Source organism: Spirosoma sp. KCTC 42546 (assembly GCF_006965485.1).
GTDB lineage: Bacteria > Bacteroidota > Bacteroidia > Cytophagales > Spirosomataceae > Spirosoma.
On sequence record NZ_CP041360.1, the window covers coordinates 7224157 to 7241072 of the forward strand.

Annotated in this window: 17 protein-coding genes; 11 read left to right on the forward strand and 6 right to left on the reverse strand. The window is 48.0% G+C overall.

Annotated elements, in window-relative coordinates:
- Positions 1 to 9: 9 nt before the first annotated feature.
- From EXU85_RS29485 to EXU85_RS29515, 7 genes are all read left to right on the forward strand, one after another.
- On the forward strand, positions 10 to 1398 hold the full coding sequence (locus EXU85_RS29485; RefSeq protein ID WP_142775515.1) for an alkaline phosphatase family protein: 1389 nt from the start codon (positions 10 to 12) through the stop codon (positions 1396 to 1398).
- 39 nt (positions 1399 to 1437) lie between these two features.
- The gene (locus EXU85_RS29490; protein WP_142775516.1) at positions 1438 to 1992 is read left to right on the forward strand and encodes a hypothetical protein; all 555 of its coding nucleotides are present in this window, start codon (positions 1438 to 1440) and stop codon (positions 1990 to 1992) included.
- A gap of 211 nt (positions 1993 to 2203) precedes the next feature.
- A complete protein-coding gene (locus tag EXU85_RS29495; protein ID WP_142775517.1) occupies positions 2204 to 3277 on the forward strand; it encodes a hypothetical protein in 1074 nt (357 codons plus the stop codon).
- 24 nt (positions 3278 to 3301) lie between these two features.
- The gene (locus EXU85_RS29500) at positions 3302 to 3877 is read left to right on the forward strand and encodes an RNA polymerase sigma factor (protein WP_142775518.1); all 576 of its coding nucleotides are present in this window, start codon (positions 3302 to 3304) and stop codon (positions 3875 to 3877) included.
- Positions 3858 to 5093, forward strand: a complete 1236-nt coding sequence (locus EXU85_RS29505; RefSeq protein WP_142775519.1) for a hypothetical protein — start codon at positions 3858 to 3860, stop codon at positions 5091 to 5093. The genes EXU85_RS29500 and EXU85_RS29505 overlap by 20 nt, the downstream gene beginning before the upstream one ends.
- A gap of 117 nt (positions 5094 to 5210) precedes the next feature.
- Positions 5211 to 5723 carry a hypothetical protein gene (locus tag EXU85_RS29510; protein WP_142775520.1) on the forward strand — a complete coding sequence of 171 codons (513 nt, stop codon included), beginning with the start codon at positions 5211 to 5213 and terminating at the stop codon, positions 5721 to 5723.
- 1045 nt (positions 5724 to 6768) lie between these two features.
- Positions 6769 to 7101: a hypothetical protein gene (locus EXU85_RS29515; protein ID WP_142775521.1), complete on the forward strand. Its 333-nt coding sequence runs from the start codon at positions 6769 to 6771 to the stop codon at positions 7099 to 7101.
- A 10-nt stretch (positions 7102 to 7111) separates the two neighbouring features.
- Here EXU85_RS29515 and dinB read toward each other — a convergent pair whose 3' ends face one another.
- From dinB to EXU85_RS36040, 6 genes are all read right to left on the reverse strand, one after another.
- Positions 7112 to 8191 carry a DNA polymerase IV gene (gene dinB, locus EXU85_RS29520; protein WP_142775522.1) on the reverse strand — a complete coding sequence of 360 codons (1080 nt, stop codon included), beginning with the start codon at positions 8189 to 8191 and terminating at the stop codon, positions 7112 to 7114.
- A 7-nt stretch (positions 8192 to 8198) separates the two neighbouring features.
- Positions 8199 to 8861 (reverse strand): arginine-tRNA-protein transferase, encoded by a 663-nt coding sequence (locus tag EXU85_RS29525; RefSeq protein ID WP_142775523.1) that lies wholly within the window; start codon positions 8859 to 8861, stop codon positions 8199 to 8201.
- Positions 8862 to 8995: 134 nt separating this feature from the next.
- Entirely contained in the window at positions 8996 to 9898 is a 903-nt protein-coding gene (locus EXU85_RS29530) for an MBL fold metallo-hydrolase (protein ID WP_142775524.1), read from the reverse strand.
- 246 nt (positions 9899 to 10144) lie between these two features.
- Positions 10145 to 12310 (reverse strand): xanthine dehydrogenase family protein molybdopterin-binding subunit, encoded by a 2166-nt coding sequence (locus EXU85_RS29535; RefSeq protein ID WP_142775525.1) that lies wholly within the window; start codon positions 12308 to 12310, stop codon positions 10145 to 10147.
- A complete protein-coding gene (locus EXU85_RS29540; RefSeq protein WP_142775526.1) occupies positions 12307 to 12774 on the reverse strand; it encodes a (2Fe-2S)-binding protein in 468 nt (155 codons plus the stop codon). The genes EXU85_RS29535 and EXU85_RS29540 overlap by 4 nt, the downstream gene beginning before the upstream one ends.
- Before the next feature lie 9 nt (positions 12775 to 12783).
- Entirely contained in the window at positions 12784 to 12915 is a 132-nt protein-coding gene (locus EXU85_RS36040; RefSeq protein ID WP_256366012.1) for a hypothetical protein, read from the reverse strand.
- A 57-nt stretch (positions 12916 to 12972) separates the two neighbouring features.
- On the opposite strand from EXU85_RS36040, the gene EXU85_RS29545 reads away from it, so the two are divergent.
- The 4 genes from EXU85_RS29545 (at position 12973) to EXU85_RS36045 (ending at position 16916) form a co-directional block, all read left to right on the forward strand.
- A complete protein-coding gene (locus EXU85_RS29545; protein WP_142775527.1) occupies positions 12973 to 13887 on the forward strand; it encodes a pirin family protein in 915 nt (304 codons plus the stop codon).
- Between the two features lie 320 nt (positions 13888 to 14207).
- Positions 14208 to 15479: an MFS transporter gene (locus EXU85_RS29550; protein WP_142775528.1), complete on the forward strand. Its 1272-nt coding sequence runs from the start codon at positions 14208 to 14210 to the stop codon at positions 15477 to 15479.
- Positions 15480 to 15632: 153 nt separating this feature from the next.
- Complete coding sequence (locus EXU85_RS29555; protein ID WP_142775529.1) at positions 15633 to 16661, forward strand: sensor histidine kinase; 1029 nt, start codon at positions 15633 to 15635, stop codon at positions 16659 to 16661.
- Between the two features lie 132 nt (positions 16662 to 16793).
- Positions 16794 to 16916 (forward strand): hypothetical protein, encoded by a 123-nt coding sequence (locus EXU85_RS36045; RefSeq protein ID WP_256366013.1) that lies wholly within the window; start codon positions 16794 to 16796, stop codon positions 16914 to 16916.

Below are 16916 nucleotides of genomic sequence, written 5' to 3' on the forward strand. Positions count from 1 at the left end.
AAATACATTATGAAAAAGACTGTAGTACTCGACGTTGTGGGCCTGTCGTATTCGCTGATTGGCGAACACACGCCTTTTCTGAAACAGTGGTTTGCCAATAAACATCAGGCCACAATCGACCCCATGCTCCCGGCGGTAACCACGTCGGTACAGTCTACCTACGTAACCGGTAAGTGGCCGAGCGAAACCGGTATTGTTGGCAATGGCTGGTACGATCGGACCGATTCGGAAGTCAAATTCTGGAAGCAGTCGAACAAGTTGGTAGCGGGTGAAAAAATCTGGGAACGGGCCAAGAAGATTGACCCCAGCTTTACTGTCTCCAAAATGTTCTGGTGGTACAATATGTATTCCACCGCCGATTTTTCGGCCACGCCCCGCCCCCAGTACCCATCAGACGGCATGAAGATCCCGGATTGCTATACGCAGCCCGGCGACCTCCGCGACAGGCTCCAGAAAGAGCTTGGTACGTTCCCGTTATTCCAGTTCTGGGGCCCTGCTACAACCATTAAAAGTTCGCGCTGGATTGCCGATGCGTCTATGCTGGTCGATAAGTGGCACAATCCAACCCTGACGCTGATTTATTTGCCGCACCTGGATTATTGCTTACAGAAATTTGGTCAGGATTTCTCAAAAATCGCGAATGATCTAAAAGAGATCGATGACGTCTGTCGCGATCTGATTCAATACTATGAGCAGCAAAATGCCGAAGTAATTGTGCTGTCGGAATACGGGATTACGAATGTGAGTAAGCCCATTCACATTAACCGAATTCTGCGCGAAGCCGGTATGATCCGATACCGCGAAGAACGTGGTCTGGAGTTGTTCGATGCCGGTGCCTCACCTGCCTTTGCTACCCCCGACCACCAGATTGCTCATGTGTACATAAATGACCCGGCGGTCTTCGATAAAGTACGATCGTTACTGGAAAAGACACCGGGTATTGAACTGGTTCTGGACAAAGAACAACAGAAGAAATACAACATCGACCACGAACGCTCCGGCGACCTTGTCGTAGTTGCCGACGCCGAAAGCTGGTTTACGTACTACTATTGGCTCGACGATGCCCGTGCTCCGGATTTTGCCCGACTGGTGGCTATTCACCAAAAACCTGGTTACGATCCTGTTGAGATGTTTATGGACCAAACCAACCCACTTATCAAACTCAAAGCGGGTTACAAACTAGGTCGCAAATTACTGGGGTTCCGCTATCTGATGAACGTCATTTCGCTGGATGCTACACTTGTGAAAGGATCACACGGGCGAATAAATACGGCCCCTGAGTATCATCCTGTATTTGTCAGCAGCAAAAACGTAGGAAAGTCATTGTCGGCTACCGACGTGTACGACCGAATTTGGGACACATTATCGGTAGAATTACCCGAAAAACAGATGAAATGAGTTCTTGGTTATTAGGCTGAAAGCCTGTAATTTAACTCTATGAAAGCCTTCCTTGCCCTCATTCTGCTCGCTTCTGCCTGTACGTCGAACCGGCCAGCGGCAATCAACGCCCCTGCCGACGGTGCTGAATACTACCAGCCTTACCAGCCTCTGGCGGTTGTACAACCCCGGCTTTATCCTGATCCACAGGGTGGACTTGGTCACTCGCAGGACCCCGATATTCGGGTCACAGACATTAAGTTGACGGCCAGCTACACGGTATTGTATTTAACGTTTGGCAAAGACCCGAACGGCCGCGACAACAATTACTACGGCACCAGTAGCATTTCGTTCAACCCAAAAGCGGTACTGGCCTCGGCCGATGGAAAGAAAACCTATGCACTGGTCAAAACGGAAGGCATACCCATGACACCCGAGTCACGCGAGATCAAGAATGATGAAAAAGTACCCTTCGTTCTCTATTTCGAGCGACTGGATAAAGGTGTTGAATCCTTCGATCTATTTGAGTGCAAGAGCGACAATCAAAATTCCTGCTTTAACGTAGCCGGAATGGCTATTCACAATCCCCTTAGTGCAACTGCCACGCAGAACTAGCCATTTTTAAGAAAAAATAGCTAGTTCTGTGTAGCAACATCACGAAAAGGTTAATGTGATGTCAGATGCTTACATCTGACATCACGAAGTACCATCCCAAGCCGACTATAAAAAAAAGAAGCTTTCCTGCCAGCGTTTTCTACGCGTTGATCGTCTATGTCTTTAGAAGTCAGAATGACCTTCTTTCCCAAGAGATCAACGTTCAAACGTCATGAAAACGATTTTCACTTTCTCATGCAGGCTCCTGATCAGCCTACTTATCGGCTGGATAAGTGCGGGGTGCAGCCGTAGTTCAACGGAAGCCAATCCGCAAGGCGACTGCCGGATTCAGCAGTACAACGCTGTATCCAAATCGGCACTTTCCAATACCAGTAGTCAAACTACCTATGAGTACGACCCGCAGGGTAATCTGACCAAAACCGTAGCCACCTTTACGAAGCAATCAACGCCCGCCACGAATCAACAAACAAGTACCACAACCGTTTTATACAGTTATGATACGGATGGGTATTTGACGAAGATGAACTCGCAACTCGTCACGATAACCACCGCTACGGGTAAAATCACCACTGAACAGATAGCCATGGCCAACAGTTATTCATACACCAATGGGAGGCTGACCAGTGCAAGCAAGCGAACGGTGGGCGCGTATGGTCTGAACACGACCGTTAGCGAGTTGTACGAATACGATGGAGCCGGTGCTCTGGCAACGAAAACAGCCCAAACTCATTACGACTATGACCCAGCCGTAACGCACGAGATTCCAGGTAGTCCAACAGGGCCGCTACAAATCTGGACCTATCAGCAGAATGTGTTGATCGATTACGTTGAGAAATCAGGAGCGCTGGAGTCTCGTCCTATTACGATTCAGAATGGGTTAGCAACGTCAATCACGATTCCCGGCAATTATAAAGTCATTTGGGCGTATGACAACCAGCAGCGGCAAACCAAATTAGCTGAGTATGTTGGTGATACACTCACCAGAACAACCACTCAGACCTGGGGTAATGCAAAGCCGGCTAGTGCCTCTTTACCTGCTTTCAAAGGATTTCCGAACACGATTCCAACATCCGAATTTGGGCAATCGGGTGTTCTGGCCACTTCCAACTATTTGTATTGGAATTCGATCAGTAAAAAAATGGAGACGTTTTCAGAGCAAACAACTGTTAGCCAGACAAACGAACAGGGATTTGCAACAAATGTCGTTAGTACCGTTAAACACCCATTGGCGGTCGATCAGGATTATACAACGACTGAAACCTATACCTATTCAGGTTGTCAATAATACAGGCTCAACAGTTCGATCAACTTGACTGAACGTCCTTTAGTAGACATTATAAAAGACTGCCGACGGGGAAAGGAGGCAGCCATGCAGGCGCTTTACGAGCGCTTCTACAGCTACGCCCTATCGGTTTGTCTGGCATATGCCAGCGACCAGGAAGACGCCCGCGAAATGCTTAACGATGGTTTCCTGAAAGCATTTCGGCATCTGGATACGTTAAAAAATGAGGATGTACTCGTACCCTGGCTACGACGAATTCTGATAAACACCGCCATTGATTATTACCGTCGAAACCGGAAACGGGCCTTGGATCTATCAACGGATGAACTTGCGTATACACTTGAAGAACCCTACCTGAATGACGAAGCAATTTTTGCCCAACTTTCAGCCGAGCATATTCTTGCCGTAATCCATCAATTGCCCCTTCCCTACCGAATGGTTTTTAGTCTGTATGTGCTGGAAGGCTATACACACCGCGAAATCTCGGAACAGCTTGGCCTTGCCGAAAGTACGTCACGAGCGCATTTATCGGAAGCAAATCGATTATTACGTAAAGCGCTGACCAACCAACTTCCCACTACCCATGAGCGAACAAACCGATAAACCGCTCCATGACTGGGTACGTCAGTCACTGGACACCTACCGCCCCGATTATAACCCGACCGATTGGGCACGTCTCCAGCGTACGTTGCGTCGTCGGCGATGGGGGCGCTGGGGTGCTCTTACGAGTGTATGTCTGCTTCTTGTCGGTTTGATCAGTTGGTTCGTTGTTGAACAGCAAACAGACAACGTAAAGCAGAGTTCTACTACTCTTCTCTTACGTAGCCCCAAACCAGCGCTTATACTGGATTCTATTGAGGCACATAATTCTGATGCGCTCACTAGCTCATCAGGAATTCCGAAAATGGAAAAATTGATGCCCACAGCAGCGAGATCTAGTCCATTTTATTCATTCGCGACAGTCAAACCAACATCCGTTTTACAACCCGTTATTGATATACTAAGTCCGACTCGTAAGCTAAACTTGTTGCCAACCGACATAAATGAACACATTCCATTACCACATCTAATTGCCTTTAGCCCTGAAGAAACCGCCATCAAGCAACAAATGATAACGGGCGACTTCGGCCTAGACTCAACTTCCTATCGTGTTTTGGATCGTAACCTACGTACGTGGCCAGACGCGGTAGTTGTCTGTGACTTTACAACCAGTATGTATCCATACACGACACAACTCTTTGCCTGGTTCCGAAAAAATGCCCGTAACCCGGCCATTAAAGGCATGGTATTTTTTACAGATTGTGATAGTCTGGGTCAACAAACACGCCCTGGCGGTCCAGCGGGGCGCATGTTTGTGACACGAGAGCGGGACCCAGCCAAAGCCTTACCAATTTTACTGGATGCAGCTCGCAATACCACTCGTAACAACGACGATGCTGAAAATGATATAGAAGCACTTTTGTTTGCACAACAGACCTTTCCTGAGGCTAAGCATCTGATTCTGCTTGCCGATAACATCAGTACGGTTAAAGATATAGCTTTGTTGAGCAAGGTAAAGAAACCGGTTCATGTGGTGCTTTGCGGAACAACAGGCAGTGATACAACACGGGCCTTCCAACCTGACTATTATACGATTGCCAGTCATACACAAGGCAGTGTGCATACCCTCGAAGATGACCTTACGCCCAGCCTGTTATCCCGAACAACTACCCTCCGGGTTGGCTCACATTATTATCGGTATGTAGCGCACAAAAAACAATTTAAACTTACTCCCTTTTCCCACAGACCCAGGCACTTTCTAAAACTCATCTGGCTGTAAAGAATGAACGAGCGGTTGCTGACCAATAGGAACTTATCTTTTTCTATTCATATATGTACCGAATTTATTAATCGGACGTTAGTAGAAGATAGTACTGTATGTAGTTCGTATCTGGTTATGCCTCTTTTTGCCTCTAGTCGTCGTCGTTTACGCATCTCTTTTATTATTGCGATCAGCCTGATTTTTAGTCTTGTTACAGTTGCCCAACTTAATTTAACCTACCATCTGCTCAACGGCTATTTCTTGAGTAGCGATGCCCCTGTTAATAAAGGAAAGCCTACCCTATTTGTATTCGAACAGGCCGAAACATTCGGGAACGTGTTCAAACCAGCCACTACTATGAGTAAGCGGCCTGATGCGGTGAATTTCACCAAAGAAATGGCCATTGGTATTGCCCTACCACCAACTAACAAGCCCCCAAAGCTTTCCGTAAGCAAAGTATTCGTCCAGGATTCCGTTTTGACGGTCCGCTATATTCGCATTGCAGACACCACCTTAACGAATAATCCGCAATCCTTTACAAGTCAGCCTATTCTGCTATTTGCTATCCCGAAGCAGGTAGTTCTAAAAACTAAACTTGTTGAAAATGGCAAAGTGGTGCAGTTGCTTAAGAAACGTGAAGAAGAGTAACGCTCTTTTTTGACCTTAGGCTAGCCTGTTGCACCTGATATATATAGCGATCACAGGATGAGTTTGACTCCGTAAAGTTGACAAGAACATAGAACCGCCTGACAGCTAAAGTCATCATAGAGTAAATGGGAACGCTGGTCTTTGCAAAGACCAGCGTTTTTTAGTTCGTAAACAAAAAGCCCCATCTTGATGATGGGGCTAAGTATTTTTCTTGATAAACGTGATCTTATGGGTCAGATGCACTTGGATACTTATTAGACGTAGAAAGTGTTATTTGGACACAAAAAAAACGTTGGGTCTAAAAGTCCCAACGTTTCATCTAACCCATAAGAGCTCGCAAACTGACAGACCGACAGCTTGCAATCAGTACCAATTTAGTTGTAAAACAACCAAATTGGTAACTTATTGATTATATGGCCAACAGAATAGACAACAAAAAAAACGCCAGTTCTACTAGAACTGGCGTTTCTGCATTCCGTTCAAACCTAAACTCACCCTAAGAGCGGCATAGGTTATTTAAATATAAATCTTGTGCCTCAGAGGATTGCATTAAAATTGATCGGCATTATGAACAATTACACCAAATCCGTTTAATCCAGAAGCCTGTTTCACGTCTCAATCATCAATATGGTTTTCCCACGGCCAAAAATATCTCATGGACATAGCTCCTTTACGTGATGTAAGTACAGGCGGCCTGTGATTGTCTGTAATTTATGGCACTCCTTTTTTATCCGTCCTTAGCTCTACTTAGATATCATCCTGACCTTCGAAACTATCGACAATATCGTTCATCAATTTTGGGCAATTTTCCTCATAAATCGGGCGCTTACCTGACTATTCCAGTTAGTAAAATTTTTACAGCATGATTTTGCCTGTTCATATGCTTAACAAGTGATTTTATAGACAAAAACCAGATATTGACACACTAAATGAGGCCTTAATGCTTCCTTACTCATAACATATGACCGAATAGTATATTTTTAAACACGAATAGCTTGTCTGGCAAGGTTTTGGCGCTTTGTGAATTCTATAAAACTCATAAATCATGGAACGCAACATCAACCCGGATTTACTTAAGGAATACATCAAAACACTTATCGCTACGGATGTAGTATTCCCCGGTATACTGCCTCGCCAGTGGGGTAATGACTTCAATCGTATGGAATTACAGGTAATTCACTTCACACTGAAATTTATCCTCAAAACAGCTGATCCAAAAACCAAAAAAGTTCTGATTGAAGCCTTCAAAAAGGTTGAAGAGCATGACTTAAGCCTACACTGGTTTCTATGCGACTTCTGGGAAGCTATTGTTCCCATACTGATCAAATACCCGTATTGGCCAACTCGAAAATCGTCATTTCAACACGAATTGAATTAATAAAATCTCACTATATACCCAGGGTCAGCTGCCCTCCCTGAACCGTTGCTATAGGCTGTAAACTTGATAGTGAGACACCCAGCAAACGAACACCTTTTGGCAGAGGGAGTAAAGAAGCCAATAAGTCGAGGCTGATTCTGGCAAATACCGATTGGTCCGCAATGACGCTGAGGGACGTTCGACTGCGGGTAATCTGCTGAAAATCGGCATATTTAACCTTCAGCGTAACCGTCCGGCCTACCAGGCCCATTCGCTCACAGTAGGCCCATACGCTTTTTATCAACGGTTCCAGCTCCGTTGCCAAATCGGCATAGTCTGTTAAATCCTGTTCAAAGGTGTTCTCTGAACCTACAGATTTGCGCTCCCGATCCGGAGTCACCGGGCGGGTGTCGATGGCCCGGGCGATGCTATAATAGTGATGGCCTACTTTACCGAAATGGTCCAGCAAAAACGCTTCGCTTTTCTGCCGCAAATCCAGACCGGTAAAAATGCCCAGTTGATTCATTTTTGCTGCCGTCACGCTGCCAATCCCGTGAAACTGCCCAACCGTCAGGCCTTCTACAAAGGCTAGTCCCTGATGCGGCTTAATGACAAACAAGCCATCAGGTTTTCGGTAATCGGAAGCCAGTTTCGCCAGGAATTTGTTATAAGAAACGCCCGCTGATGCCGTCAGACCCGTTTCCTGTTTGATCTGCTCTTTGATGGCCTGAGCCGTTTGCGTAGCGGTGCGTTGGTCCGTCAGTGTATCCGTTACATCGAGGTAGGCTTCATCCAGCGACAGCGGTTCAATCAGGCTGGTAAACTGAGCGAAAATAGCCCGTATCTGACTGGAAACGGCCTTGTATACATCAAAGCGAGGCTTTACAAATAGCAGATCCGGGCACTTGCGAAGAGCGATGGATGAAGCCATGGCCGAGCGTACGCCATATTTTCGGGCTTCATAACTGGCGGCAGCTACCACGCCCCGCTGTCGGGAGCCCCCTACGGCTACGGGTTTCCCGCGCAGATCGGGGTTATCGCGCTGCTCAACAGATGCGTAGAAAGCGTCCATATCGATATGGATGATTTTTCGGGTACCGGGCTGCTCCATACTCAAATTACCCGTTTCTGTATACCTCTGCCAGCCGTGTTACAACATCCCATGAAAACGGAAGCCATTGATCACGGGTGCTGTCAAATACTTCGGTAGCTGCTTCGCAGGCGAACAGCTTATAATCAAACTTGGGGTAATTACTGACCAAATAGCCCGGATAGTAGTACTCTTTCTGGTAGCGTTGGGCAAACTTAATTTTCTGTAGCATCAGGTATTTCCCCAAGCTATGTTTACGGTAATCCGGGTGGTAAAAATTCATGATACCCGCAATGCTTTGAGCGCCATTATCGAAGATACCGGCAGCAATCAAACTGGCTCCGTCCCGCACTTCAACTACGTACGTATCAAACACATTATACACGGCTCCGTCCAGCAGGCAAGATTCAACAGATTCGGGGGCGTCAAAATTTATGGAACTTCTGTACAAGGCATACAGGCTCTCCAGTTCCTGCGAAAGCACAAAGGGCTTCACCGCAACGGAGAATTTCTCATTGCTTCGTAATAGCCGGAGCTGTTTTGTGCCATATGTAACAGTTGCGAGTGTAATACGTAACCAGTGTACCGCACAGAGCGAATCATCGAACAGGACAAACCGGCAGGTAAAAACATCCTGCTGCATCCGAAAATAGCCTTTGCTCAGGCACAAATCCAGCATACTTCCTTTCATAGGTAGGTTGGGATAGCGCGAACGTCTACGTTCGTGCTGATTATTCTCCGGCCTCTGGCCGATTGGTGATTAGTTGGCTTCAGGCCAAAGGCCGGGAAATAGTCAGCACGAACGTAGACGTTCGCGCTATCCTATCACTTTCCGGTGGTTATCTCTTCATAAGCGGCCTGCAGGCTCCGTATAATGCCATCACCCTGCCACTCTGTTACACCCGGAATAGCTGTTGCTTTCAGAATCTCGTCTTTCGATTTTCCCGCTTTGACTTCTCCCCCAACAAACACCAGGAGCTTCTCCAGATAGTCTTTAAATGCCTTGATATCTTCTTTACTTCCCGTAATTTTTTCGGGGTCGAAGGCGTGCCCAAACACGAAGATGGTTTTGTTATCGAAAGTCGTCAGCGTTTTATCCAGAACTGTAATCCAGTTTTTAATACTGGCTCCCGCACTTTTATCAATAAACGGATACCGACGATTCGACATTAAGTCGCCCATGTGCAGCACGTTGGCGTTCTCGAAATGGATTAAGCCATCGCCATCCGTGTGGCCCGGTCCGAAATAATAGGCCCGAATACTTTCGCTGCCTACCTTCCGCTTCCAACCCTCATTAAAGGTGATATCGGGATAGAGTTGCTTATCCTCGGTCTTTGCTTTTTCGGCGACTGCTTTCTGGTTTTTCAACGAATTCTCGTGCGCTACTACGTGACCCACCATCCCTTTAAACGCAATGTTTCCCGACGTATGGTCGCCGTGGTGATGCGTATTAATCAGTAAGGGAAAGGCTTTATCTTCCGTTTTTTTCAGGGCGTCAATTAAATGCTGCGCCTGTTCGGGAAATTCAGAATCGACAACTACCCAGCCCTCTTTGGTTTGGAGATAGGCAATCGTGCCGCCTTTTTCGGTAAAAACGCCCACATTATCGCGAACCATCTTCATTTTGAATGGGTCGTCGGCCAACCGATTGGCAAACAATGCGTGCTGAAACAGGGAAACGCCCCCTAAAGTTAAGGCCGTGTGTTGAACGAAACGTCTGCGATTCATGGACTTGTCGGTTCGGGTTTAGCGATTTTTTAGCCGATGGCTAATTGAGTTGAAAGTTACTCAAAAAGCCGATACAAGTCTGTTTCGTAACCGCTCGTCCAAACTAGATTCTATTGATTCTTCAACACAATTTTTGGTGCTGTCAGTTTCTTAAAACTGACAGCACCAGCAGTGTTCATCAAATTAACGAATCAGGTAACGACACGTCTGGGCCAAGCTGGAGCTTGGCCCAGACCCTATAGACGGCTAGGATTTGGCCAGGTCTTCCGGGCGAACCGGTAATTGCCGGAGTCGTTTTCCGGTAGCGGCAAAAAGGGCGTTAACAAGCGCCGGGGCAATAGGTGGCACGCCTGGTTCGCCAGCACCGCCCATTGGTCCGGTGCTGGGTACAATGTATACGTCAATGACTGGCATTTCATCGATACGTAGCATACGGTAGTCATGGAAATTGCTTTGCTGAACCCGGCCCCGCTCCAGGGTAATTTCACCGTAAAGAGCAGCCGTGAGACCATACACAATACAGCTTTCCATCTGCGCCCGAACGCCATCGGGATTTACAGCCAGTCCGCAATCAATGGCGCAGACCACGCGGTGGAGATGAATCTTTTGTTTATCAACCGATAACTCAACGACTTGCGCGATGTAACTTCCCATAGCCGCATGGACAGCCACGCCCCTGAATCGACCAGGCGGTAGTGGTTTTTCCCAGTTGGCTTTTTCGGCAGCAAGGTTAAGTGCCGCCAGATGCCGGGGATGCTCGTTCAAAAGCATACGTCTGTAGGCAACAGGGTCTTTGCCCGCTATAGTCGCGAGTTCATCCACTAACGTTTCCATCACAAAAGCGGTGTGCGTATTACCAACGGACCGCCAGGGAAGAACAGGAACATGGCAGGTAGTTGTGTGAAGCTCAACGGAATGGTCAGGAATCTTTGCCAGGTAAGGCGATCCATGCACCCCACCTACCGAACTATAATCAATACCCTTCTGAACAATTTCCGCGGCCAATGGGGTATTAGTAAAAAGAGATTGCCCAACAATTCGGTGTTGCCAGGCTGTCGGGAATCCGTCTCGGCCAATCCCGATTGTTGCCCGATGCAGATAAACGGGCCGGTAATAGCCGCCTTGGATATCATCCTCCCGAGACCATATCAGTTTGATAAACTTACCACTGACTTTAGCGATCTGAACGGCTTCCATAACCCAATCGGCGTTAAAGGAACCCCGCCTACCAAAACTCCCTCCCAGAAAAGGCGTGTTAAACGCAACCTGCTCGGGCTTTATTCCCAAAAACGCAGCCACTTCCTGCTGATGAAGAAACGGCGATTGCGTACCAGTCCAGATCTCGCATCGGTCGTTAAGGATCTTAACGGTACAGTTCAACGGCTCCATGGGTGCATGCGCGAGGTACGGAAACGTGAATTCTGCATCAATGGTTTTGGCCGCTGTTGACAAAGCACTTGCTACATCCCCTTTTTGCTGGCTGGGGATTCCTTTTGTTGTGGCTAGCTCCCTGTATGTGTCCAGTTGAGTTTTGCTGTCAACGGGCTCATCGGTTCCCAGACTCCAGTCTATTTTCAGGGCATCACGACCGAGCCTGGCAGCCCAATAGTGATCAGCCAATACGGCCACACCCGTTGGAATCTGAACAACGGCCCGAACTCCCTGTATAGCTTTCGCTCGGCTGGAATCGACTGATTTTACTGTTCCACCGAACACGGGCGCATGGGCTACAACTGCCGTAAGTAAGCCAGGGAACTGAACATCAATCCCATAGGTCGCTTTCCCATTGATCTTTTCGGGACTGTCAACCCGCTTTTGAGAGTTACCGATGTACCTCCATGCTGTAGGTTCACGAAGTTTAACGGCAGGTACCGGTAGTGTTGACGCTTCAGAAGCAAGTTCGCCATAACTGACACGCCGGGCACCCGCAATGACATACCCATTTTCCGTTCGGCAGTCCCTGGGTTGTAGACCTAATCGGTTGGCCGCTGCCTGCACCAGCATGGTACGGGCCGTTGCGCCCGCCAGCCGATACCGATCAAATTCGGAACAGGTTGAATCAGACCCTCCGGTAGTCTGTACCGAAAGCGGTTCGGCAAAATCAGCCCCTTTGCCAGCTGGCCGGTGTTCAACCTGTATGTTGTTCCAGTCACAGTCCAGCTCTTCGGCAATCAGCATAGTTAGGGTCGTCCAGATACCCTGACCCATTTCTACCTTCGAGAGAATAAGTTGTAGGCTATTATCCTCGCCAATACGCAGGAACGCATTCAGTTTCCGAGCCGGTCGGGTTGACGGAGAGGCTGTAAAGCTGGACGGGGTAGCGCTGACAGGCATACCCAAAGCGATAACAAGACCGCCAAGTGAGCTTGTTTTAAGAAAATCTCGACGACTAACAGGCCTTGTTTCCTTCATTTTACATCTTTTTCGTTGCGCATAGCCGCCCGATGAATGGCTTTTCGAATACGCTGATACGTACCACACCGACAAATGTTACCCGCCATAGCGGCATCAATATCCTCGTCGGAAGGGTTTGGTTTTTCGCGAAGTAAGGTAGCTGCCGACATAAGTTGACCCGACTGGCAATAGCCACATTGCGGCACTTGTTCGGCAATCCAGGCTTGCTGCAACTGCCGACCAATATCACCCGAAAGGCCTTCAATAGTGGTTACCTCCTGCCCCTTTACAATTGAAACGGGTGTTACGCAGGAACGCATCGCTTCACCATTTACATGAACAGTACAGGCCCCACATTGCGCCATGCCACAACCAAATTTTGTCCCTGTCAACCCAATACGATCCCGAATGACCCAAAGTAAGGGCATAGATGGATCGACATCCAGCGTGTACCTCTTTTTATTGACGGAAAGCGTTATCATATTTTTTTGCTACGAATCGCCCGCTTTAGGGTTGCCCGTACTCAAAGGAAATACGTAAGCTACGAAGTAGAAAATGTAGTTGACCACCCGCATGCCAGCATAGACCAACTGCATTTTCTGGTTGATTATGTGTGATGCCAATCGAGTAATCCCCTAATTTAGCTCCGGGGGAGTGTGCCTATCTATCCCCATTATTTTATGGTCGATCAAATCATTGACGCACGTCAGGCTTCTCTTGGAAATGGGTTTGCCGTCCGACGTATTCTACCTTACCGACTACGACGTATGCTCGGGCCATTCATTTTTATGGATCATGCCGGGCCCGTCAACTTCACCCCCGATCAGGCGTCTACGATGGATGTGCTTCCTCATCCGCATATTGGCCTGTCTACAGTTAGCTATCTGTTCGATGGGCAGGTAACGCACCGGGATAGCCTGGGTGTTCAGCAGATCATTCGGCCGGGTGAAGTCAACTGGATGACAGCCGGAAAAGGCATAGCACATTCCGAACGGTTTGAAGATCCGGCCACGCTGGTAGGTGGCTCACTGGAAATGATTCAGACCTGGGTGGCGCTTCCCGAAGCCAACGAAGAACAGACTCCAACCTTCGAGAACTACGCCCCAGCCGAACTACCTATATTCACCGACAAAGGTGTGTGGTTACGGCTGATTGCCGGAGATGTTTTTGGCCTGCGGAACCAAGTAAAAACACATTCGCCCTTGTTTTATGCGCACGTTGTGCTGCAACCCGGTACGCGTTTCGGTATTCCTCAGGGCTATTCAGAACGGGGCGTGTATATAGCCAAAGGTAGCCTTGAAGTCAATGGCCGAACCCACGGAATCGGTCAACTGCTGGTTTTCACACCCGGCATGGACCCCGTTTTGGTGGCGCGTGAAACCTGTACCTTGATGCTGTTAGGGGGTGAGCCTCTGGGCGAACGGTTTATCTGGTGGAACTTCGTTTCCTCCCGGCCCGAGCGCATTGAGCAGGCCAAAGCCGATTGGCTGGCCGGTCGTATTGCGCTGCCACCCAACGATAACTCGGAGTTTGTACCCTTACCCAATGACAAGTCAAGGCCTGCCGGAACACCCCCGCCCCAACCGCTATCCTGAATAATGGATAATAAATAACCATTGTACATTATTCATTATTCATTCACCGAGTTGTTCTCGCTTGGCTACGCCGAGTGATGATTATTAGTTCAAGGGCCTCTGGCCCGTTTTTGACCTGTTACTCCGGCCAGAGGCCGTTAAAGCAATAGCCCTCACTCGGCGAAGCCAAGCGAGAACGGCGCGTGAATGGGGAAACAATAGAATCCTGAGAATCTAAGTTTTACCAGTAGAGCAACCCCAGCACTTTCCTTTTCTGTTGACGACAACATCGTGTACAAAAACCAGCGGCCTCCCTCGGGTCTGCATAACTCTATCAAACAATGGCTAAATCGCGGTGGTACCGACTCCTGCCGATTGCGTTTATTACCTATAGTCTGGCCTACCTGGACCGGGCGAACTTTGGCTTTGGAGCTGCCAGCGGCATGGCGACGGACCTGCACATTACGCCCTCGATGTCGTCTTTGCTGGGGTCCCTGTTCTTTTTGGGCTACTTTTTCTTTCAGGTTCCGGGAGCAGTATATGCCGAAAACCGAAGCGCCAAAAAGCTGATCTTCTGGTCGCTGATTCTGTGGGGCGGGCTCGCTATGGCAACGGGTATCATCAGCAATGTGAATGCGCTAATTGGTATTCGCTTTATGCTTGGCGTGGTCGAAAGTGCGGTTATGCCGTCGATGCTGCTTTTTTTAAGCCGATGGTTTACCAAAGCCGAACGCTCTCAGGCCAATACGTTTTTAATTCTTGGCAATCCGGCCACTATCCTCTGGATGTCGGTACTGTCGGGTTATTTGATCCAGGCGGTGGGCTGGCGATGGATGTTTATTCTGGAAGGGCTTCCTGCCATTATCTGGGCGTTCTTCTGGTGGCGGCTGGTCGATGATAAACCGCAGGATGCCAACTGGTTAACCAACGCCGAAAAACAGGCACTAGCCGATCAGTTACAGCAAGAGCAGCAAGGTATCAAACCAGTCAAGAACTACGCCGAAGCCTTCAAATCCAGGGTGGTTATTCTGCTCAGTTTACAGTATGCATTATGGAGCATCGGAGTGTATGGCTTTGTAATGTGGCTCCCGTCTATTCTACACGCAGCGCCCAACATGTCGATTATCAAAACAGGCTGGCTGTCTTCGGTTCCGTACGTACTAGCCATTATTGGCATGCTGAGCGCGTCGTATTTTTCGGACAAAACGCAAAACCGAAAAGCTTTTGTCTGGCCGTTCCTGTTGATTGGGGCGTTGGCATTCTATGGTTCCTATTTACTGGGTGCCGATCATTTCTGGCTATCCTTTACGCTACTCATCATAGCTGGAGGAGCTATGTATGCGCCCTATGGTCCTTTCTTTGCCATTATCCCGGAGATATTACCCAAAAACGTAGCGGGTGGCGCTATGGCCCTGATTAACAGCCTGGGGGCATTAGGATCATTTATCGGCTCGTATATTGTTGGTTATTTAAACGGAACAACCAATGGATTCGGAGCATCGTATATTTTCATGGCAGGCTCGCTGTTGCTTTCCGCACTGATAACCCTAATCGCCGTAAAAAAGCCTGTTTCAGCCAATACGCCCGTTCCCGTAACAACTACAATCCCGTAACGAATTTCCACTTATTCGGAAACATGGCCGCATACGTGGAATCACTATCCCACTGTAAAAAATCGCTCTTCTCTGCGTTCTCTGTGCCTCTGTGGTTAATCTATTTTTTTATTAACCACAGAGAACGCAGAGAAGGAATATATTTTCGATACAATGCAGAAGCTGAATGATAAATGGATGCGCATCATCGGTGTTCCGTTGCTCTCCTTAACCGGGCAATGGATGATGTATGGCTATACCAACATCCCGTATCCGGATGATTGGCGCATTCCGTTTTTCTTCATTCTGGGCAGCGTACTGGTGTGGGAGGCCAACCGTTGGGGCATTATCGTATCGCGCCGACGCTACCCGGAACTGAACCAGACACTTAAGCGGGTTTTATTTCAGCTAAGCTGGTTTGTCTGCTGTGCCAGCGGAATCCGCATCTCACAAACACTTTTCTACGAATTTATTGGCCTCTGGCCATCCGAAGATTACTTTTTATTCAAGCCTTACTTTTTCAATACGCTCGTATCTGTAGTGGGCACAATTCAGATTGCGGCCTATTACGAGGGTGTTTATCTGTACGAGCGCTGGCGGGTATCCTATACCGAAGCGCTGGAACTTAAGAAAGTGAACCTGCAAAGTCAACTCGACTCGCTGAAAACCCAAATCAATCCTCATTTCCTGTTCAACAACCTGAACTCGCTGTCATCGCTGATTACCACCAACGCCGAACAGGCCGAGCGGTTTCTGGATGAACTCTCATCTGTATACCGCTATCTGCTCCAGCAGAATAGCCGTGATCTTTGCCCGCTTGATGAGGAGATGCAGTTTATCAACGCCTATTTCCACTTAATCAAAACCCGCTATGGCGACGGCATTTTTCTGGTGAATGAGATCGAGAGTCAGTACCTCGCGTACCGCATTCCACCCCTGACCCTTCAGATTCTGTTCGAGAATGCCATCAAGCATAATGTCATCCTCGCCGACCGACCGCTGACGATCAAATTATACACCCAAAATGGGCAGTTGTACGTAGAAAACAACCTGCAACAGAAGAAGGTAACTGTTCCATCGAATCAAATCGGCTTGCAGAACATCATGATGAAGTATAAACTGCTCGATCAATCATCCGTTATGGTTTACCATGATGAGGATCGGTTTCTGGTTGGCGTTCCCCTGCTCAATCCAGCGGTGTAAGTCCATTCTCACCGTATGTCAAATTAAATCCGCCGTTTTTGGGATGGATTGCCCCATCTATCAAGTCCGTCCGTTTGTTAACGGCAGAATGTGCTGTTTTAATGGCCTTCATTGGAACAAGGCCATTAGCTTATGAAAAAAAAACCTATGAACTTGTTCACCGACTGGCTGCATAGGTTTTTCGAGCAATCAGTCGACTGGATCATCCTGATCGTTATTGCGCTGATTATCCTGCTTGTGTTGTATTTGTTTTAA